The 21,364-nt window shown below is 30.3% G+C and carries 24 protein-coding genes and 1 riboswitch; of the genes, 9 read left to right on the top strand and 15 right to left on the bottom strand.

Translation table 11 applies throughout. The features are described 5' to 3' along the window. From OH806_RS00375 to OH806_RS00345, 7 genes are all read left to right on the top strand, one after another. Positions 1-897, top strand: a complete 897-nt coding sequence (locus tag OH806_RS00375) for a BatD family protein (RefSeq protein WP_264741707.1) — start codon at positions 1-3, stop codon at positions 895-897. After that, the gene (locus OH806_RS00370) at positions 890-1,882 is read left to right on the top strand and encodes a VWA domain-containing protein (RefSeq protein WP_264741706.1); all 993 of its coding nucleotides are present in this window, start codon (positions 890-892) and stop codon (positions 1,880-1,882) included. The genes OH806_RS00375 and OH806_RS00370 overlap by 8 nt, the downstream gene beginning before the upstream one ends. Beyond that, a complete protein-coding gene (locus tag OH806_RS00365; RefSeq protein WP_264741705.1) occupies positions 1,882-2,895 on the top strand; it encodes a vWA domain-containing protein in 1,014 nt (337 codons plus the stop codon). The genes OH806_RS00370 and OH806_RS00365 overlap by 1 nt, the downstream gene beginning before the upstream one ends. Before the next feature lie 99 nt (positions 2,896-2,994). Beyond that, positions 2,995-3,741, top strand: coding sequence for a tetratricopeptide repeat protein (locus OH806_RS00360; RefSeq protein WP_264741704.1), 747 nt, complete (start codon positions 2,995-2,997; stop codon positions 3,739-3,741). Between the two features lie 11 nt (positions 3,742-3,752). Then, positions 3,753-5,474 carry a BatD family protein gene (locus OH806_RS00355; protein ID WP_264741703.1) on the top strand — a complete coding sequence of 574 codons (1,722 nt, stop codon included), beginning with the start codon at positions 3,753-3,755 and terminating at the stop codon, positions 5,472-5,474. 45 nt (positions 5,475-5,519) lie between these two features. After that, positions 5,520-6,122, top strand: coding sequence for a MarC family protein (locus OH806_RS00350; protein WP_264741702.1), 603 nt, complete (start codon positions 5,520-5,522; stop codon positions 6,120-6,122). Between the two features lie 5 nt (positions 6,123-6,127). Further along, entirely contained in the window at positions 6,128-6,325 is a 198-nt protein-coding gene (locus tag OH806_RS00345) for a hypothetical protein (RefSeq protein ID WP_264741701.1), read from the top strand. Between the two features lie 72 nt (positions 6,326-6,397). On the opposite strand, the gene OH806_RS00340 is transcribed toward OH806_RS00345, so the two are convergent. The 12 genes from OH806_RS00340 to OH806_RS00285 all read right to left on the bottom strand — a co-directional run bounded on the left by OH806_RS00340 (position 6,398) and on the right by OH806_RS00285 (position 17,450). Beyond that, entirely contained in the window at positions 6,398-6,967 is a 570-nt protein-coding gene (locus OH806_RS00340) for a helix-turn-helix domain-containing protein (protein ID WP_264741700.1), read from the bottom strand. Positions 6,968-7,138: 171 nt separating this feature from the next. Further along, positions 7,139-8,104: a chorismate-binding protein gene (locus tag OH806_RS00335; RefSeq protein WP_264741699.1), complete on the bottom strand. Its 966-nt coding sequence runs from the start codon at positions 8,102-8,104 to the stop codon at positions 7,139-7,141. A 25-nt stretch (positions 8,105-8,129) separates the two neighbouring features. After that, on the bottom strand, positions 8,130-9,023 hold the full coding sequence (locus OH806_RS00330; protein ID WP_264741698.1) for a hypothetical protein: 894 nt from the start codon (positions 9,021-9,023) through the stop codon (positions 8,130-8,132). A 14-nt stretch (positions 9,024-9,037) separates the two neighbouring features. Beyond that, a complete protein-coding gene (locus OH806_RS00325) occupies positions 9,038-10,132 on the bottom strand; it encodes an RNA polymerase sigma factor (protein ID WP_264741697.1) in 1,095 nt (364 codons plus the stop codon). 4 nt (positions 10,133-10,136) lie between these two features. Continuing rightward, positions 10,137-11,207 (bottom strand): hypothetical protein, encoded by a 1,071-nt coding sequence (locus OH806_RS00320; protein WP_264741696.1) that lies wholly within the window; start codon positions 11,205-11,207, stop codon positions 10,137-10,139. Positions 11,208-11,263: 56 nt separating this feature from the next. Next, the gene (locus tag OH806_RS00315; RefSeq protein ID WP_264741695.1) at positions 11,264-12,298 is read right to left on the bottom strand and encodes a hypothetical protein; all 1,035 of its coding nucleotides are present in this window, start codon (positions 12,296-12,298) and stop codon (positions 11,264-11,266) included. A 62-nt stretch (positions 12,299-12,360) separates the two neighbouring features. Further along, positions 12,361-13,404 (bottom strand): hypothetical protein, encoded by a 1,044-nt coding sequence (locus OH806_RS00310; RefSeq protein WP_264741694.1) that lies wholly within the window; start codon positions 13,402-13,404, stop codon positions 12,361-12,363. Positions 13,405-13,453: 49 nt separating this feature from the next. Further along, complete coding sequence (locus OH806_RS00305; protein WP_264741693.1) at positions 13,454-13,909, bottom strand: protease complex subunit PrcB family protein; 456 nt, start codon at positions 13,907-13,909, stop codon at positions 13,454-13,456. A 108-nt stretch (positions 13,910-14,017) separates the two neighbouring features. Continuing rightward, positions 14,018-14,449: a PaaI family thioesterase gene (locus OH806_RS00300; RefSeq protein WP_264742316.1), complete on the bottom strand. Its 432-nt coding sequence runs from the start codon at positions 14,447-14,449 to the stop codon at positions 14,018-14,020. 29 nt (positions 14,450-14,478) lie between these two features. Continuing rightward, entirely contained in the window at positions 14,479-15,075 is a 597-nt protein-coding gene (locus OH806_RS00295) for a 1-acyl-sn-glycerol-3-phosphate acyltransferase (RefSeq protein ID WP_264741692.1), read from the bottom strand. A 312-nt stretch (positions 15,076-15,387) separates the two neighbouring features. Beyond that, complete coding sequence (locus OH806_RS00290) at positions 15,388-17,109, bottom strand: PspC domain-containing protein (RefSeq protein WP_264741691.1); 1,722 nt, start codon at positions 17,107-17,109, stop codon at positions 15,388-15,390. Positions 17,110-17,120: 11 nt separating this feature from the next. After that, complete coding sequence (locus OH806_RS00285) at positions 17,121-17,450, bottom strand: PadR family transcriptional regulator (RefSeq protein WP_072952756.1); 330 nt, start codon at positions 17,448-17,450, stop codon at positions 17,121-17,123. A 342-nt stretch (positions 17,451-17,792) separates the two neighbouring features. Here OH806_RS00285 and OH806_RS00280 point away from each other — a divergent pair, with 342 nt between their 5' ends. Both OH806_RS00280 and OH806_RS00275 read left to right on the top strand, forming a co-directional pair. Then, a complete protein-coding gene (locus tag OH806_RS00280; RefSeq protein ID WP_264741690.1) occupies positions 17,793-18,473 on the top strand; it encodes an XAC2610-related protein in 681 nt (226 codons plus the stop codon). Between the two features lie 4 nt (positions 18,474-18,477). Continuing rightward, positions 18,478-19,068: an HD domain-containing protein gene (locus OH806_RS00275; RefSeq protein ID WP_264741689.1), complete on the top strand. Its 591-nt coding sequence runs from the start codon at positions 18,478-18,480 to the stop codon at positions 19,066-19,068. Positions 19,069-19,111: 43 nt separating this feature from the next. Here the strand turns inward: OH806_RS00275 and OH806_RS00270 are convergent, their stop codons facing one another. From OH806_RS00270 to OH806_RS00260, 3 genes are all read right to left on the bottom strand, one after another. Next, entirely contained in the window at positions 19,112-19,495 is a 384-nt protein-coding gene (locus tag OH806_RS00270) for an acyl-CoA thioesterase (protein ID WP_264741688.1), read from the bottom strand. 116 nt (positions 19,496-19,611) lie between these two features. After that, positions 19,612-19,791: riboswitch (cobalamin riboswitch) on the bottom strand. A gap of 38 nt (positions 19,792-19,829) precedes the next feature. Beyond that, a complete protein-coding gene (locus tag OH806_RS00265) occupies positions 19,830-20,630 on the bottom strand; it encodes a hypothetical protein (RefSeq protein WP_264741687.1) in 801 nt (266 codons plus the stop codon). Between the two features lie 30 nt (positions 20,631-20,660). After that, complete coding sequence (locus OH806_RS00260) at positions 20,661-21,323, bottom strand: ATP-binding cassette domain-containing protein (RefSeq protein ID WP_264741686.1); 663 nt, start codon at positions 21,321-21,323, stop codon at positions 20,661-20,663. Positions 21,324-21,364: the final 41 nt, after the last annotated feature.

Raw genomic sequence — 21,364 nt, 5'->3', positions numbered from 1 at the left:
TTGAAAAAATTACTATTTATATTTTGTTTTATAATCTGTACAAATGCTTTTGCACAGATACTTTCTTCTACAATCGAGAAGAAAACCATTGCTTTGGGAGAAGTGAACAGTTTCGTTGTGACGATTAATAATCTTCGTGATGAAAAAGTTTCTGCAGCTCCTCAAAATGAATTGTTGCCTTTTCATTTTGAAGAAATAAAAGACAGTATCGCTCAAAATCCTGATATATATTACAGAAGAATAGAGTTTGCGGTATACGAGGAAGGAAAATTTACGATTCCGGAATTGGAGTTTAAGGTCGGAAGTAAAGTTTTAAAAACAATTCCTTACGAAGTAGATGTTATTAATACGGCTCAAAAAGGAGATACGATTAATGATATCATGAAAAATAAAGAAGTGAAACTTGAAGTAACAGATTATTGGGAGCTTTACAAGTTTTATATCTTAGCTGCAATTGCACTTATTGCTTTGATTATCGCTATTATTATGTTCCTGAAGTGGGGGAGAAAGGCAAAAAACTCACCTGTTGTGGCAACCAATCAAACATTGAAAGAATTAGATTCTCTTAAAAAGAAAAAATATATTGAAGCAGGAAATTATCGTTCGTTTTATGTTGAATTGATTGATATTTCCCGTAGTTTCATTACAAAGCAATATCGTTTACCTGCCGATGTTTTATTAACGGATGATTTGATAGATTTAATGAAAAAGAATAATACAATTTCTCTAGAAAACGAAAAAGTGGTAGAAGATGTATTTTTAAGGGGAGATTTGGTGAAATTTGCCAAAACTTTTCCTGATAAAGATACAATGGAAAAAGATTTGGCAGATATCAAAGATTTTGTAAAAAGATCTTCCAAAGATCTGGAATTTGAAAACTTGAGAAAGGATGTTTAATTTTGAGTTTTATAGTCCTTGGTTTTTAGCTCTTTTTCTATTGTTTATCCCACTTTTTTTTAGGGATATAAATAAGCAGAAAAGAAAAGGAATAAAAGTTCCTACGGTAAAAAATATGAATACCGGTAGCGGAATTTTACCTGTACTTTTTTTATTGAAAATATCGAAGTACATTATACTTTCTGCACTTATCATAGCAATGGCACGACCTCGAACTTTTACCATTTCTCAAGATAGGGATGATACAAAAGGTATTGATATTATGCTTTCTGTGGATGTTTCGCTGAGTATGCTTGCTAAAGATTTGTCACCAGATCGTTTAACGGCTCTTAAAGATATAGCTATAAAATTTGTAGACAAACGTCCGAATGACAGATTAGGACTAGTTACATACTCGGGAGAGGCTTTTACTAAAGTTCCTGTAACTTCTGATCATCAGGTTGTTATTGAGGAACTTAAAAATCTTAATCCGTTGGAACTTCAGCCGGGAACTGCAATTGGAGAAGGACTTTCTGTTGCGGTAAATCACCTTAGAAATAGCAAAGCAAAGAGTAAAATCATTATTTTAATGACTGATGGTGTAAATACAATCGAAAATGCCATGCCTCCTCAAGTTGCCGCAGAATTGGCAAAAAATAACGGAATAAAAGTATATTCTATCGGTATTGGAACGAATGGTTACGCTTTAATGCCAACTCAGACCGATATTTTTGGAGACTTAGTTTTCACAGAGACTGAGGTGACAATAGATGAGCCTATTTTAAGAGAAGTTGCCCAGATGACAGGCGGGAAATACTTTAGAGCGACATCAAATAGTAGTCTTGAGGAAGTATACAATGAAATCAATCAATTGGAAAAATCTGATGTAAAGGTTTCTAAACTATATAATTATCAGGAATATTTTAAAATTTTCCTTTGGATAGCATTAGGAATGTTGATTTTTGATGCTTTATTGAGATGGGTTTTATATAAAATTTTAAGTTAATGGTAACAGATTGGTATTTAGGGAATTATTGGTACTTATTATTGCTGTTGCTTTTGCCGCTGTTGTCTTTTCTTTTGATTCGTTATTTAAAATGGAAAAAAAGAAAAAGGGGTGTTTTTGCGGATTCTAAGTTTCACGAAGAATTATTTGAAAAAAGATCTTGGTTTACAAAATTTTTTCCTTCACTATATTTATTAGGAACTTTATTTTTAATTTTTTCGATTATAGATTTATTGAATGGTTCGGAAGAAATTAAGACCAATCAGAAACTAAATAATGTAATTTTCGTATTGGATGTTTCAAATTCAATGAATGCTGAAGATATTGAACCAAGTCGATTGGTAGAAGCAAAAAATTTGATGATAAATACCATGCAGAAATTGAAGAATGATAAAGTGGGAATTATCATTTTTGCAGGAGGAGCTACATCAATCATGCCTTTGACGACAGATTATAGTTCTGCAGAAACCTACATTGGAGCAATTGAAACCAACTCGATGCAGATACAAGGGACAGATTTTTTGAAGGCAATGCAAGCAGCAGCCGATAAATTCAAAAATGTAAATAAAGATTCCAAAAAAATAGTATTGTTAAGTGACGGGGAAGATAATGAAAGTAATGATAATGCTGCTATAAAATTAGCTAAGAAAGAAGGGATAATGGTAACTTCGGTTGGAATAGGTTCTGATGAAGGGGCTCCTGTTCCGGAATATGTTTTTGGACAACTGATGGGCTATAAAACAGATATGAGTGGACAAACTGTTATATCTAAAAGACAAACTGAAGCTTTGAAGAAAATGGCAGATGCAACAGGAGGAAGTTATATAGATGGAAATAATGTTAATGAGGCTCCAAATAAAATAATTGATGCGTTAAATAAGAAACAATCTTCATCTGAAACTTTGGTGAAATCTCAAAATGCCAATCATTATTATCAATACTTTTTGGCTGTGTCGATTTTCTTTTTCTTTTTAATTTTTCTTATTAATCCAAAAAGAGACTTTAATGTTTAATATTAATGCTTGTTTATTTCGGTTTTAATGAAGTATTTTAACCGAATTTTAACAAATAAAAAATATTTCTTAACAAATAAAGAAATAATTTTGCAGTGTATGAATAATAAAATCATATTTTTATCGTTAATGTTCATTTTTTCTTTCTCAAATGTTTTATTTGGGCAGGAGAACTATCGTACATTAGTATTTGAGGGAAACCAAAAATTTGAAGGTAAAGATTATGATGGGGCATCTGCTAAATATTATGAAGCTATAAAATCTAATAGAAAAGAATTTACGGCTCATTATAATTTGGGTAATGCATTATACAAAAGCAAAAAATATGAAGAGGCTAAAACAGAATTTGAGAGAGCTCAAAAATTAGCTCAAACACTCCCTGATAAAGCAGCTGCTCTTCATAATATGGGTAATGCATATATGCAGTTGAATCAACCTGAAGAAGCTGCAAATTATTATAAGCAATCCCTTAAACAAGATCCTCGCAACGAAGCAACAAGAAAAAATTACGAAATTGCTAAATTGAAGGAAAAAGAAAATAAACAAAAGAAAGACCAACAAAATAACTCAGGAAAAGGAGGCGGTGGCAAAGACCAAAAACAGAATGATGATAAAAAAGGTGATCCTAAAGATAAAAACCAAGATCAGGGTAATGGAAAGCAAAACCAAGGTGAAAGTCAACAAGGAAATGAGCCTAATCAAAATCAGAATAATGAGGGCAAAATGCCTAAAGATCTTGAAAACGCAATTTTAAATAAAGTAAGCGATAAAGAAAGAGAAACCGCCAGAAGAATTTTAAATAAAAATTCTTATTCGATGCCTGAGAGCAACGAGAAAGATTGGTGATGCAGCACAAATTGATTTACATATTATTACTTCTGTCTTCTGTAATTTCTTACGGACAGGTAAGCCTTTCCCTAGAAGCAGATAAAAATGACTATAAAGGCAAAGAAATTGTAAATCTTACCATTGTGTTGGAGATGAACGGTGGGGATTTGGTTCAGCAAACAGGATTTCAGCTTCCAGATTTGTCAAAGTTTAATATGATTGGTAGCGGTTCTGTTACCAATACTTTCGTAGATCCAGAAACTAATACAGTCGTTAGCCAAAAAGTATCAAGAATTGCTCTAGAACCAAAGCATAAAGGTAAAATCAAAATAGGTTCGGTTTTGGTTACTGTTAATAATAAAATTTATAAAACAGAACCATTTGATATTAATGTAAGGGATATAGAGAAAAAATCTGTTGCAAATAATATTATTAATGATCTTTATCTTGGAATGGAAATTGAAGATAGAGATATTTATCAGGATCAGCCTACTATTGCTGTATTGAGAGCTTATTCTAAAAATATGGATAATTTCAGAAAAGTGAAAAATATCCATCTTCCTAAACAGGATAATATCAATGTACACCCCGTAAGTTTTGCAAAATCTGAAATTAACCCTTCTGGAAATATGTCTTCTCAGATTTTAGCAGTATTTATGATTTTTCCTAACGAAGCTGGGTATGTTGAAGTTCCTGCAGTTTCAGCTTCTGTAAGTTCTTATGCTAATAAAAGTAAAATTCTCTCTAATAAAGTAAAACTTAATGTAAGAAAATTACCGGAAGGTTCTCCTGAATATTTTAAAAATGCTGTAGGTGATTTTAATGTAAGTATTTATAATGCTTCAAAAGAGAAAGTTGAGGTTAAAAAACCTATTAATGTAGTGGTAAAAGTAACAGGAGAAGGTAATTTGTCGGATATGCATTTACCTGGGCTTGAGTCTTCTCCGGATTATGACTTCTATGCTCCAAAAATTACCTCTAGAGTGAAACCGGGAACTACCGGAATTAAAGGTGAAATTCTAGCTAACTATATTGTAATTCCTAAAAAAGCCGGTGAAATTGCTATTAAGACAGAACAGTTTGCTTTCTTCAATCCTACAAATAAAGAATATGTTGATTTAGGACATGAAATTTTAGACTTAAATGCTTTTTCTCATGATCAAATTTTAGAATCACGCACTGCAGTTGAAAAAGTAAATGAGTATACAAATAACTTTTTAGAAACTGTAAATACTCCGGTTTTAAAGACAACATCGTTTAAAGTAAAAGAAAAAAATAAATTTAACTGGAATGTCTTAATAGTAAATATTGGTATTCTTTCAGGTTTATTTATTGCGTATCTTTTATTTAAAAATTGGCAAAAAAAACGTATTATAGTTAAGGAAAATACATCTTTGAGACCATCCTTAGGTTCAGTTGCTGAAACTGAAAATGAGATTAGAGAAAGGTTAAAAACTGACATTTCAGATTATTTTAGTTATCTTGAAAGTTTAAAGAGTAAAGAAGATTACGATAAATTCTTTGTAACTGTAGAAGAACTTGATTCTGAAGTAAGAAGCCAGTATTTCCAGAGCTCAGATAAAGATTTTAAAGTTTTTCTTGAAAATTACAAAGGAGCAACCGTCGCTGACGAATACAGAAATCTATTACAAAAAATTCAAATTGAAAAGTTTGCTCCTGTAAAGTCTTCTGAAGGCCTAAGTGAGCTTTTAAACGATATTGTTAATTTATATTCTAAAATTAGCAAATAATTATTTTATTTTCATATTTTTGCGAAATTCTTAATTTATAGAGGTATGGAAGTTTTCAACGATTTTTCAATAAAAGAAATTGTTACCTGTTTTATGGTTCTATTTGCGGTAATTGACATTATTGGGTCTGTTCCTATTGTAGTTAGTTTACAGCAAAAATTTGGGCAAATTGAAGCTGGAAGAGCTTCTATTACCGCAGGAGCAATCATGATTGTTTTCTTATTTGTAGGAAATAAAATTCTTAAATTAATAGGAGTTGATGTAAATTCTTTTGCGATTGCGGGGGCATTCGTTATTTTTATTATTGCTATCGAAATGATTTTGGGAATTGAAATCAATAAAACTTCTGAGGCGAGGTCTGCCTCTATTGTTCCGATTGCTTTTCCATTGGTAGCAGGTGCTGGTACTTTGACTACAACGTTGTCTCTGAGAGCTGAATTTCATGATATTAATATCATTTTTGGAATCGTTCTCAATACAATTTTCGTATATTTGGTGCTGAAATCTGCTAAATGGTTGGAAAAGAAAATGGGAGAAGCAACATTGTCTATCTTGCAAAAAGTTTTCGGGATTATTCTTTTAGCAATTTCAATTAAATTATTTACCGCTAATTTTGCTCAATTGGTGCAGAATTACATTAATTTTTAAGTGTTATGCAGAAGTTTTATAAAGTATTTTTAGTACTGTTCATCGTTTTTATAGCAATTAATCTTTATGCTTTAGATTGGCAATCTGATATTCTTTCAGAAGATAACTTGAAATTCGTTTTCTCGATCGCTTCTGCGGTTATTGGTCTTATTTTACTTTTTGTTATGGATACATGGAGTAAAATTGGAGTAAAAAAGAAATAACATTAATTAGATTTAATACATATAAAACCTCTTTCATTTGAAAGAGGTCTTTTTGTTTTATAAGTAAGTTTTTTAGTTTATTTCCTTTAAATAAATTGAAAGGCTATTTCCTGTTCTCTTCTTGAATGCTGTCGAAAAAGCTTGTTCGTTGTTGTATCCAAGCTCTTCTGCGATAACAGTCAGCTTGTATGAACGAAATTTTTTATCTTCAGAAAATCTATGAATAGCATAATCTACACGCAAATCATTTAGATAGGAAGTGAAATTTTTCCCTTTATAAATATTAATAACCTCTGATAAGTAAGCCGTGTTTGTATTGATTTTTCTTGCAAGATTTCCAAGTGTAATACCTTTTGTAAGATATTCACCGTTGTTTTCAAAAATATCAAGTTCATTAAGTATTTTTTCCACAACTTCTTTAGAAATAGTACTGACAGTTTTTTCTTGTGTTATTTTAGTCTGTTGACCTTTTTGTAAAATGAAACTATTAATATAAATTCTCTGGTGTGCTATATTGTTAGTGTTTTTGTAAGGGGACTGAAAAAGTTTTGGGAAATTTCCCGCATACTGTTTTTCAAAATTAATATATAATATGTAGATGAGCAGTAACAGTAAAAGTATTAATAATAGAACAGTATACATGATTGAAATTTTTTCTTGATAGATACTGAAATATCAAATACTGTGCTAAAAAATACAAGTCTACTAATATTTTGTTGTTTATGTTGTGTTTTTATTTGTGAAATAATGTTTTCTTTAAATCTAAAATGCTAATTTAACTTAAAATAGAAAATAGAAAGAATTAGAAAATGATTATTTGATAATTTTGAGGTTCTTTAAAACAGCCTCAGATTTCAATTCAGTTTCAGTCCATTCTTTCTCAGGATTGCTTTGAGCTGTAATTCCTCCTCCTACAAACAAATGAACGGATTTTTTATATAACTTGGCACAACGTAGATTTACGAAATATTGGATGCTTTCTTCTGTTTCAATTTTAATATATCCGGCATATAATTCTCGTGAGAATTTCTCCAGCTTTTCAATATTTTCTTTGCAGAACTCTTTCGGAATTCCGCAAACAGCGGGTGTAGGATGCAAATCGAGAATTATTTTATCCACATCTTTTACATTTATCTTTGTTTTAAAATCTGTTCTTAAGTGTTTAATATTTCCCGAAATATGGTCGCGAGTTTCAGATTCATAAATGTTTTCTGAATAATTATTTAAAATATTTCGAATATAAGAGGAGACTGGTTTTTGTTCTTCAATTTCTTTTTCAGACCAATTTTCTGAAACAGGAAGTGTTCCTGCGAGGCTCATTGTTTCAAACTCATGAGTTATTTTATTGAATTTTCCTAAAACTTCAGAAAAAGCTCCCATCCAGGAATTTTCACCGTCAATAAAGATATATCTGAAAGCATTTGGATACGATTTACATAAATTAGAAAAGCTTTCTTTTAAATCAATTTCATTAAAATCTGAGAAAATTTTTCTTCTGGAATATACCATTTTTGGGAGATTATTTTGTTTAATAATCTCAATTACTTTTTCAATCTTATTCAGGTATTCTTCTTTTGTTTCAGGGATAAATCCATTTTTATCTTCAGGTAAAGAGTTGAAATCAGTTTTTTGAAAATCTTCGGAATTTATTTCAACAATATTTCCATCAAAACTAACTTGTTTTATACCGTCAAAAGAATAAAAGTTAATTGCTTTTTGATTGTTTTTTTTGTCTACAGAATATAGCTTTTCGTCGAATGGAAATTTGAAATAAATCATTACTTATAGTTGTTTTAGAAAACCTCTATTTGGATATAATATAAGATATTCCAAAATTGATTTTTCGTTCCGCAAAGTTATTATTAGTCTTAAAAATGTCAAAATCAAAATTGCTGTTTTTTAACGAAATATTCTTCATTTTATACTGTTGATATTCAATAGAAACAATAAAGCGTTTTAAAAAAATGTATTGAACTCCTAGTGAGAATCCTATATTAATCTCTTTGTTTTTAAAATCATCAAGTTTATCCAAAACGTTATCTTCGGGAACTAAAAACTGCATTTTGTATGCACTATGATTTGCTAAAACCCCTGTAAATGGTCGTATGTTTTTCCATTCGTATAATAATTTTAATTGTAGAGCATATTCGAAATGTTTATTATTAAACCTTTGAAATAATAAAGGCTGATTATCTTCTGTAAAGTAAAATCCGTTTAAGAAAGTATCTTCTTTTGTTCCGTCAAGGTCGAAAGTTGAGCTCCAGCGATAAACATCTGCAGAAAATTGTAAAGATAGATTGGGTGTAAAGGAAAGACTTTTAGAAATCCAAGCACCAATGTGTTCGCCAAATTGTTGTTTCTTTCGAAATAGTTCTCCTCCCCAATTGGTATTTTTGAAGCCAAATCCGGCTTCAATGCCATATTGAAATCTATTATTTATTTTTTTTCGGACTAATTCTTCAATTTCTTTTTTTTCAATATTTTCCTTATAGATGTCTTTGATTTCCTTCGCAATTATTTTTGATGGAGAAAAAATATAATTATTTGATTTTAATTTTAAAGGTTTTTCTAAATAAATAGTGTCATAGATAGTAACTTTTTCATATACATAAACAGTATCTAATTTTTTTCTTTTTTGTGCAAAAGAGAAATTTAGTAAGATAACGGAGAAAAAGAAAATTATTCTTCTTAATAGCATGGTTCTGATTAGTTTTATTGTTCTATAAATATAGTATCTCTCTGAATGATCTTCTTAACTACAATTATTTTTTGTGGAACTTCTTTTATGGAGTCCTTGAGAATTATTTTTTTTGAATTTTTCTTAGTGTTTAGAACGTCCTTTTCTGGTAAAGTTTCTATTTCTGGAAAATTTTTATTAGTATCAGTTGTTTGATTTGGATTAATAAAACTGTCTTTTGAATTTATAATAGATTTTTTTTCTTGTTCCTCAAGCTTATTTTCGGTTTTATTATTTGCATTTTCTTTTACTGAGTCCTGTGAAAATGTTGAATTATTTCTTTTGAAAAAAGAATTTTTTGGACTTAATAAAAAGATGGAGATAATGATAATTGCTAAAAAAGTAGCTCCGATAATAATTTTATTTTTCAATATTTGATTTGAAAAAGATACATTACTCGTTTTAATATCCAAAGGGATTTCTAAGGTTTTGGAAGGCGAAATTGTAAAGTTTGAAAATTTGCTTTGAAATGTTTGTGCCCAAAGTAATCCGCCAAATCCGAAAAAGACAAGAAGTTGTGATGTTTTTTTCTTGGGAGTATTTGGCTTAACTACATTCTTTAGTAAATAATTTTGAATAAATTTTTTGGCTCTCATTAAATGAGATTTTGAAGTATTGACAGATATTCCTAATGCCGTTGAAATTTCCGCGTGAGAATAATTTTCAATGAAATATAGATTGAAAACAGATTTATGATGAGTAGGAAGGTTATCGATAGATAAGAGAAGTTCTTCCCTCGTAAAATCATATATGAGAATGTGTTTTTTGCTGTCTAAAGAAGTTGGTTCCATCTCTGAAAATGTATCTGGAAGTTCTGAAGGTTCTGTTGTTATGAAAATATCTTTATTATTTTTACGTAAATACTGTAAAGCATTATTCACTACAATTTTTTTTAGCCAACTAAAGAGTGCTTTTTCATCTTCAAGTTGATTGCTTTTTTGGATTGCAGTGATAAAACTTTCTTGTATAATATCTTCAGCGGTGTAAATATCCTGTATGTATCTGCGACAAATCCCCAAAAGTTTTGGGGAGTAATCACTGTATATCTTTTGCCAGTTGAGTTTTGACATTTAATTAGTTTTGTTTGGCGAAGACTGAAGTAAATAATCCATTTACGGAGCTAATATGCAGAACCTCGGTATTGTTGATGTAAACTTTATAAGAATCTTTCTTATCATTAATAGATTTAGATCTAATTTGATAAACATTTTGATTAAGTGCTGTTAAGTCTTCAATATGATTAAATCCTGAGACATAGATGAGGGGAGTATTGATGTCATTTTTAAAGAAATGTTCCCCGTTGCTGAAGTCATAAATATCATTTCCGTCAAGATTAAATTTCCCTTTTATCGTTTGAGAAAAATAATTATTGGTATTAGTTATAAGATTTCTATAGTATGTATTACCTGTATTGTTATCATACATTGATAAATATACACCGTTTGAGCCTTTTGAAATGTGTCTAAAACTTTTTTGGTCAGAATAAGACGAAACCATATGATAAGTACTGTTTACAAAATAACCTACCTCGTATGGAGGATCTACGATTTTATTAAGTCCTTTATTGATGGGAATATATACATCTCCATTATGAATTGTAAAATTTCTTGTAGTAATAAAAGGTGAAGAAAAAGAAGGATCTTCAGTGAATAATACTGTTTTTATTCCGTTTTTCCAATAACAAAGCTCACGCGTATACGATTGAGTTCCGCTTGGTGGTACTGAGATAATAGGACTTCGTACATATCCCAAAAGATAAATATTCCCTTGATTTATTAGAAAATCATCAATGTTGTGAAAATCATCTGCTGGATTTGTTGTATTTAAATTCGTTCCTATATACTGGTTAATGTTTATTTTTACATTATTTTTCCAAAGATAAAAATTAGATGGAGTTACATCACTTGTACCAAAAACGTAAACATCATTATTCTCAACAATAATTTTTCTTGCGGTTATTCCTGTTCCATTAGTTAAGTTTGTTTTAATATTATTTTTCCAATAGCAAGCAGTATTATTTTCTTTTCCTGCAATATATACATCTACTGAATTCAATTTTTGTTCAAGTATTTCATCAATATTATTTTCCCTGCAAGAAAACATAAATGTGAGTAATAAGATAAATGGTAAAATAAGATTTTTCATAATTATTATTTTCTTATAAGATTCAAATAAATAAAAAGGTTGCAGATTTTTGAGGTTTAATTATTTTTTACAAAAAGATCTGTTAATACTTGTTTGACTCCTAATTGTGCAGCAGGAAGATGCATGACTTGAACGTTGTTTATATAAACTTTTCCACCTGTGTAATTAGAATCAAATATTCTGATTGTATAGAAGTTTTGATTGAGAATAATCATCTTTGAACATAATTGGTAATCAGGATCGATGGTGATGGGAGTATAAGTGCCATTGTTTTTATAATATCCCTGGTATTGTACTGTGTAAACATCATTCCCGTTAAGAATTATAGTAGGAAAAGAAAATAATTGTGAAGTTTGACTAGGCTGAGTTTCAATACCAGTTAAGAGATTTTTATAAAAAGCTAACCCATTTTTTTGACCTGAAACATAAAGATTGTTATCGTTTGTTGCTAAATTACAAATTCTATCCAGTGAAGAGTTTAAGACAGGTATAATTTCGTGGAAAATAATTCCTTCATAATATCCGTCATACAAAACATTGTTTATTGTTTTTCTTCCAATTGTATATACTTTAGAATTGTATATGCAAATAGAACCTACTCTGAAATCTTCGTCATTTTTGTTCGCTGATTTGTTTAAAACTGTTTTTACCCCATTTTTCCAATAAGAATGCTCGTATTTATCATTTGATGTTGCTGGAGATGGATTTTCCACAACACCAGTAAAGTAGATATCATTGTTTTTTACAGTAAAATTGCTGATTTTTAAATATAAATTAGAAGAAATATTTAAATATTGTCTTATATCATATTTTACATTGTTTTTCCAAAAAAACTTTAAATCATCTGTAAACTGATTATATCCTGTAAGATAAATATTATTGTTTTCAAAAGTGATATTTGCCGAAATTATATCATCACCTCCTGAAAGATAGTTTTGTTGATTGTTTTTCCAGTAGCATGCTTTATTATTCTCAGCTCCTGCAACATATAAATCTATTGCATTGGTGTTTTTTTCTAAATTTTCTTCATTGTTTTGTCTACAGGAAATTAAGATTATAAATATAAATAAAAAAGGTAATTTTTTTTTCATAGAAGATTAATTATAATAGTAAGATGCAAGTAAATAAAAAGGTTGCAGATTTTTGATGTTTTTTAGTTTTCTACTACATAAATTGAATTGAATGTTCCAGTATAATATGGGTTTCCATTCTGAAATGTACCACTTATGTCTTGAGAGGCTACACCATTGATAAGTACTTTTGCATTATATCCTAACTCAAATTTGTATTTTATCATGTAAATATTATTACCTAAGACAAACAAGTCCTTAATATAAGGCAATTGATAAGAGTTTGGAGTGACTAATGTTGTATTTTTATAATATTCTCCACCATCGTTATATATCATATATAGATCATTAGTTAATTTATCACTTATCAATTTTCCACTTATTACAGGAAGAATATAACCTCCAAGTATTGTTTCTGTATTTGAATTTATATTAAAAGAGTAGTATGCGTTGTTTTTAAAAATAAGCAAATGTATTCCATTGTTATTTTTAATAAAATTAAATACAAGATGTGTTGTTGAGATTGAATTGAAGACTGTATTCTTATAATAGCCTTTCTCAGCATTCTGATTGTTGTCGACTTTTGTTACGGAAACATATACATCCGAACCATCTACAAGGATACTTTTTACTGTAGAAATATATTGACTCTTATAAAGTATAGTTTTTACACCATTTTTCCAATAACAAAGTTCAAATCTATCCAAAGTATTTGTTGCAGCAGGATTTTCAACATAACCGGCAAAATATACATCTCCATTATTAATTGTGAAAGAATTGATATCATACTGAACATTATTTGGAATACTAAGGTATTGTTTGACATCAGTTCTTATATTGTTTTTCCAAAAATATTGTATTCCATTATCTGTTGTATTTGTTATTAAAACTCCGGTAACGTATACATCATTATTCTCTACTTTAATGTCCATTGTGTTTATATTGTCACCATTAGTAAGCTCAGTTTTAATAGTGTTTTTCCAATAGCAAGCTTTGTTATTTTCTGTTCCTGCTATATACACATCATACGATGGGTTTTTCTTCTCAAGTACATCATCGTTACTATTTTCTCTACAAGAAAATACAAATGTTAGTAACAAGATAAAAGGTAAAATTAAATTTCTCATGGTTCTTTTTCTTATAAGATTTGGAAATGTAAAAAGGTTGCAGTGGATTTTAATTAAATAGTACAGGTTTTAAGAGTTTAGGAATTTTTACTATATGATAGGGTTGTGTGACAACTGTTGTTACGTTACCCTGAAGCAGTTTTTCTACATCAACTTCAATGTTTTGAGAATTTTCATCAACCGTCATGATATCAATAGAATGTCCTCCGTTTGGATAAACCTCATCAATTACTACAACTACCATGAACAGATTGAAATTAATATTCGTTTCTGTAAAACTGTCAGAAATATTATTCGAACTGTCTAATTGGTTCAGGAGATTGGTCCATTGTGCTGAGTTTGTAATGACTGTATTTTGCTGTGCTAGATAATTTCCCATTAAATTACCTTTTCCTATTAACTGAAAATTAATTTGATTTTTTTCCTCAAGGCTTTCATCATTATCACGACAGGAAAGTGTAATGAATAAGATAGACCATAGTAAAAGAAGTAAATATTTTTTCATAATATATAAATTTAAGAGTTTCTTTATATAAGATGAAAAAAAATAAAAAGGTTGCAGTAGAATGTAAAAAAAGACTCAAAAACTTGAGTCTTTTATATTTTATGAAATTTACTTTAAAAGTATATTGTTTGTCATTGTGGTGTGATTGATTAATTGACTTTTTTCATCACGGATTTCAATTTCAGAAACATGCATTGTTTTGCCTTTCCTGATGAATCTTGCAACAGCAGTTACAATTCCGTCTTTTTTACTTCTTAAATGGTTTGAATTGATATTCGTTCCAACTCCATAATATTTTTCGCCATCAATGAAAATATTAGACAGGCTAGAGCCCATAGTTTCTGCCAAAACACAACTTGCACCACCGTGTAAAATTCCGAATGGTTGATGTACTTTTGGCTGAACAGGCATTGTTGCAGTCAAAGTTTCGTTATCTAAATCTATATCAACGAATTTTATTTCTAAATTTTTTGCTAAAGTGATTTCACCACCCCAACTGTTTAAAAAAACTAGAATTTCTTCTTTTGTTTTACCTTGTATATACATTTTTAAATGGTAATGTGTGATTTTTAATTTCTAATTTCTGAATCAGTTCCAAGAATATCAGGATTCCAGTTTTCAGGAATTTTAGGCTGAATATCATTTTTGATATAATAATCCTGAATCTCTTTCATAATTTCAGCAAAAGGGACAGTGGCAATTCTTTCGTAGGGAATTTTATATCCTAAATAAATTATTTTTCTTTTAAAATCTCCGGCTGCTAAAACAATAGGAACTTTTGCTGCTAAAGCCATGTGATAAAACCCTTTTCTCCATTTCGGAACCCAGCTTCTTGTTCCTTCAGGTGTGATAACCAAGCTGAAATCTTCTTTGGTAAACTGATTGGCAACAAAATTTACTAAATCATTTTTTTGGCTTCTGTCTATACCTATTCCGCCTAAACCTTTTACCACACTTCCGTACCAGGCTTTTGTGTGCGCATCTTTAATAATGATTTTAAGAGGTTTTTCTAAAGCCCAATAAGAGAAATTTCCTAAAATATATTCGAGATTGTGTGTGTGTGGTGCAACAACAAGAATGCATCTGTTCAGATTGTCTGCATCGCCGTGAAGAACGATTTTCCAACCTAATAACTTTAACATTAGTTTGCCGATAAGTTTTTTCATAAATTTCGTATTAAAACAAAAAAAGTATAGCCAATTTGGTTATACTTTACAAATATATTGAAATATTATCGCTCTTAAAACAAACCGCTGATTAAATCTACGATTTTCATTACAAATTCTAGTGCTAGTTGTACCATGACTTAATTATTATTTTTGAGATTTTGGTTATTAAATTTCTATACAAAAGTATAATATTATTTTTACATATAAACTAAAAAAATAATTATTTTTCACTTTATTTTGAGAGAAGAAGGGTGTGAATTTCAAACGGTTGGCTCTCCATTCACACCTTCTGCCACTCTCTGCAGTTTATTATTTAGTTTTTATGGAAATTTCGTTTTTTCCTTCATTAACTTTGATGTCAATATTGCTTCCTTTCATTTTCTTTATGCTTGATTTCATAGAGTCAATTACTTGGTCTGCCTGATTAGTTGGAACTTTTTTACCATTAATGATAATACTGTCTTTATCATCAGAGTTGTATTCTATTGAAGAACCGTTTACAGTAATTTTATCTTTTTCGATTTTGATGTTTCCCTGCTCATCTCTGTCCTGCTCATCATCATCGATTCCGTCTCCGTTTAAATCTCCATCGAAATCAATTCCGTCTTTTTTTGCAGGGATTATTACTGTATTTTGAGGTACTACCAATTCATAGTCTATATTATAGTTTCTGAATCTGTGCTCGTAAGGATACTTTATGTAGTTTGGAAGAATAATTTTGTTGTCAACAATTTCTACCGGAACATTTACGTTTAATGGCAAGTTATATCCTTTAGCTTCTTTTTTAATGATTAAGTATGGAGTTTTGATATCTGCTTTTCTCGTAACATCTACATGAATCCAATCTCTTTCATAAACTGAAACTTTATCAGAATAAAGGTCATCATCATATCCTTTAAAGTTTTGAGGAATAGAAACTTGTTTGAAATCAACATAAATACTGTCTGATTTGGTATTGATGGCAATTTCTTCAGTATCTTCTTTATGACCTTTAAGGAACATTTCTTTTTTAGCCATACTGATTCCGAAATAAGTACCTAACCCGATTAATAAAAGGAATAAACCACCAATTACCCATCCGATATTTCTCAATTTTGTTTTAGGAGAAAAGACCTTAATGCTTAATAAGCTGAAAATAATTGCCGGAATAAGAGCTCCAACCACCATCATAGCTATTAATACTTTATCTAAACCATTTTCATCCATATAAAATCTCATTTCAGAAGCTCCGGGAAAGTTTTCACCCGTGCCGAAAATACCGATGATAGCAAAAATACCCGTAATACTTCCTACTGCCATCATTACGAAGATTGCACCAATAATGTATTTGAAAACATTCCAAACTCCGCTGCTTGCGTTATTGATGTATGGTTTACTTTCGTTATACATTTCTCCGACCCTCTGAGTAGATTCATTGGCGAACTGTACCAATTTGTTAGACTCATTCTTAAGATTGTCGAAGTTCATAGGCTTTCCCTTCATTTTCAGGAAATCTGCTGCAGTTTCTGCTTTTGGTAATACAGCCCAAAGGATGATGTAAAGCAGGAAAACTAACGTTGATGAAACAGCTGCTGTGAAAATTCCTAAGATGAAAATTCCTAACCAGATAGCTCTCATTGCGGTAATATCCATCCCGATATAATGAGCTAAACCAGCACAAACACCTGCGATTTTTTGTCTTTCAGGGTCACGGAACAGTTGTTTTTTATCTGTATAGGCTGTTCCTGAGTTATTACTTCTTGCATTATTTTTTTCAGAATAGTAAGCTTCTTCCTGCTCCTCAATTTTTTCAGGAGTTCCGATTTGGGCAATTACTTTTTCTACATCCGAATCATTGATTACCTCACGTTTTCCTAAAGAATCTTTGAAAATTTCAACCATTCTGATTTCTATGTCATGCATTACCTCATCTGCTTCAGAAGCGTCTAGAGAGCTTCTCAAGGCATTCAGGTAATCGCTTAGCTTTATGTATGCGTGTTCTTCTATTGTAAAAGAAAAACCTGCGAGTCCTATTGAGAGTGTCTTGTTCATAGCTTTGTTTTTTAATTTTTTTGAGTGATTTGGTTTACTGAATTTGTTAATTCATTCCAGGTATTTTGAAGTTCATCTAAAAACAGCTTACCTTTTTCTGTGATTTGGTAGTACTTTCTTGGTGGTCCTCCTGTAGATTCTTCCCATCTGTAAGAAAGAAATTCACCATTTTTTAACCTTGTTAAAAGAGGGTAGAGTGTTCCTTCTACTACATCCAGTTTTCCTTTTTTTAGTTCATCTATAAGGTCGGAAACATACATTTCACGATGATTGATGAGACTTAAAATACAGAATTCCAGAATTCCTTTTCGCATTTGCGCTTTGGTATTTTCAGTATTCATCTTTAATAAGTTTTGTTAATTAGTTACGCTGTAAAATTGATTTTGCTTCCTAGCTAGTTGAACCTATTTCAATTTTACATTACAAAGATATGTAATTAAAATGGTATTATGCAATACAAAGTAGTGGATATTTTATAACTGTTTATTTAACTAATTGATAATCAGTTTAATTATTTTTTTATGTTTGTCTTGATAAAATGAAAATTAACAAGAGAAAAGTTTTTTAACCCCAGTTTTTTATCATTTGGGATAGAATAGGTTTGAAATCAAAGCCTTATTTTTGTAGTATTATTTAATTGAATTTTTAATTAAATATATTTTCACTTAAAAAATACATATCTGATGAATTCTAAGTTTTTACTACCATTCTTTCTTTTTGGAGGTTTTGTGTTGGGGCAAAATCACTTTGAATTGAATGAAGCTTCAAAAAATTATAATGTTAAAATTGATGTTCAGAACTGTGATAAAGAAGAATGTAGGGGGAAAGGAAAAATTGAACTTTTTGATAAACGCACCCATAAAAAATTTCAGACTTTGATTTCTGATGATTTGAATTTTTATTTAGATAAAAATCAAATGCCAACTGCCAATATCATACAATTGTATAATGAGCAAAGTCCGTTAATTTTTGAGGATTTCAATTTTGACGGAACAGAAGATGTCGCTGTGAGAAACGGTAATCAAAGCAGTTATGCTGGTCCTTCTTATGATGTGTATGTTTATAATATTACTAAGAAACAATTGGTTTTGAGTGAAGAGCTAACCAATCTTGCTTATGAAAATTTAGGAATGTTTCATACAGATGCCGAGCGTAAAAGATTGACGACTTTTTCAAAATCTGGTTGTTGCTGGCATCTTACGACAGAATATACTGTGATTCCGAATAAGGGATTGGTGAAGGTGTATGAAGAAGAAGAGGATGCGACAGGTGGAGAAAGGGTGAAAGTGACTACAAAAGAATTTATAGATGATAAATGGATAACAAGAATCAAAGATTATCCTATTAATGAATATTATAAGTAGTAAAATGAAGATACAAAAGGAAATTGATTTCATTTTGGCAGTTGATGCTCTGAAAAATGTACAAAGGAGAAATTATAATGCAGATGATTCACGAAGAGAAAATACTGCCGAACATTCTTGGCAGATTATTATTTTAGCACAGATACTTTTTCCATATGCAAAAAATAGAGATGAAATCGATTTGTTGAGAGTAATTAGAATGCTTTCTATACATGATTTGGTTGAAATTGAAGCAGGAGACACCTTCTTGTTTGATGAAAAGGCAATGGTAGGGAAGTTTGAAAGGGAAAAAATATCAGCTCAAAATATTTTTGGAATATTAGAAGAACCTTTACGTTCAGAATTTTTTAATCTTTGGATTGAATTTGAAGAGGAAAAAACGCCTGATGCAATTTTTGCCTGTGCAATAGATAGAATCATGCCTTTTATTTTGAACTCTCATACTTCTGCAAAGAGTTGGACGGAAGCAGGAGTTACTGAAAAGCAAATCAGAAATATGCTCGAAAATGCTATCGGTAGAGCATCTGATGAAATGGGAGAAGCTTTTGAATTGTTATTGAATAAAAGTTTGGAAACTGAAAAAGTTTTGAAATAAAAAGAGGTTTCGGCGGGCCAGGCCCGCCGAAACTTTTTGAGATTTATAATATTTGAATTGGTTTTTTAGATTCATCAATTGCTACAAAAGTGAAATCACCCACAATTGCTCTTTCTCGTTCATAAGAATACATTTGCTCGGTATAGATTTCTACATTCACTTTCATACTTGTCTTTCCTACATAAGTGACTTTTCCGATAAGTTCTACGATAGTTCCTGCAGCAATGGGTTTTTTAAAATCAATTTTGTCACTACTTACAGTTACGACTCTTTTTCTTGAAAATCGGGTTGCGGTAATGAATGCTACTTCATCCATTAATTGCATAGCTGTACCTCCGAAAAGGGTGTCGTAATGATTGGTTGTATTAGGAAAAACCGCTTTAAAAATTTTAGTTTGAGATGCTTCAATTCTTTCTTCTGTAGTCATATTTCATTATTAATTAAAGCGAAATGAAATAGTATCAAAACAGCAGAATAAAAGCAGAAAGTCTTGAAAATTTCTGAAAATATTCATGAGGTCAACCAACTTCAAATCGCGAAAGTTTTTTGTTTTAGAAAAAGGTAGGTCTCCTGACTTGTAACATCTTTTATCTCCTTCCCATGCCTTGCACAGTGGATTTATGATAAAGACTTTGGTTACTTACAGTTGCGCGACAGTTCGTGATTTTCACACGATTCCCTTTTAATCTGTAACTAAACAGAACCAATTTCAAAAAAAGCTATTTGCTTTTCTGGTGACAAAAATAAGAATAAAAAATTAACTATTGAGGATTGTTGTAAATAATTTGACTGATAACTTTTCCTTTGTTGATGCTCCAAAGTGTTGTATATCTATTTTCACCCGAACCATTAGTCATGTATAGGAAAATATGGTCTGCATCAAGAGAAGTAACACCAATGTTTTCAAAATCCATGGTTGGCTGGAACATATTTTTAATAGCATCTCTCACAAAAACAGAACCTCTTCCGGGTTGCTGAATTCTGATAGATTTAATCTCAGTTAAACCTTCAGGTAATTCTTTGCCAACACCCCAAGATTTTACTTTATCGATTTTTGTAATGTTCCCATTTTCATCTTTTTCCTGTTTTTTTAGATGAGCGTATGATGGATAGACATCAATGATAACTTTAGTTCTTTGGTTGGTAGGTGTTTTAGGATTGGTGTTGTCTGTAAAAATTAAAGATTTTCCGTTTTTAGATTTTGAAGGGGTAAATTGAGGTAATTGGTCTATAAAAGCAACACGTCCTTTGTTTACCATTCCTTCCTTATTCAGACTGTCATATCTTATGAAAGGTTTTTCGATTTCTGGTTTTTCAGGGTATTTAATCCAAATCCATTCTGTTTCTCCAGGAGCGGGTTTTACATAAACGAAAACATCCCCCGTTTTCATACGGATTTTATCAACGATTTTTCTATAATCATCTTTATGAACACGTACCATTGCATAGCCTTCCTCAGCTTTTACTACTCCAAAAGGAACTTTACTTTGCCCTTTTGCAAAAGCTAAAGAAAATACACTGAAAACTGAGATATAAAATGCCTTGTTTACGGAAATCATCATGAAATTATTTTGATAGCTCAAATATATAAATTAAATGCTTTTCGGAAGATAGTTAAATTGCTGCAATTCTTTTAAATCTTTAATTTTTCTGATATGGGTGTTGGAAAGAAGATAAATATCCGTTGAAATGTCCAAAATATCTTGATAATTATGGTCTGAAATGATAAATCCTTTTTCTTTTGATTTTTCTAAAATTATTGCCTTCGTTTTTTCAATCAATTTTGGAGAAAGGCTATGGAAAGGCTCATCTAATAAAACAAATTTAGAATCAGAATAACTCAAAAGCAACACTTCTAAAAAACGTTTCTCCCCTTCGGAAAGACTTCTCGATGTTTGATTTAAGAATGGTTTAATCAAATCTGAGTTAAAAAGTTCTTTACTATTTTCTTTGTTGCAAAACAGTTCGATTAAGTTTTTAATCTTAGTATTTTTGGGTAAAAAAGAATGTTGAGGTAAATAAGTGATGTTCCCTTTTCTGTCAAACTGATTTTTTAGAATTTTTTGGTCAATTTTAATGAATTGAAAATCTGCTTTTATTGTTCCGAAAATGATTTGCATTAAAGTTGACTTTCCTTCACCATTTCTTCCCAATATGCCTGTAATTTTTCCTGTTTCACATGATAAATAAATATCTTGCAAAACTTTCTTTGAACCGTAAGATTTTGTGATGCTATCAATATGTAATTTGCTCATAAAAATCTTGTGATGAAGTTTACAATTAGACTGATGGAAAA

Origin of the sequence: Chryseobacterium oryctis (assembly GCF_025971925.1) — a bacterium.
Classification (GTDB): domain Bacteria; phylum Bacteroidota; class Bacteroidia; order Flavobacteriales; family Weeksellaceae; genus Chryseobacterium; species Chryseobacterium oryctis.
This window is presented reverse-complemented; position numbering and strand designations above follow the sequence as displayed.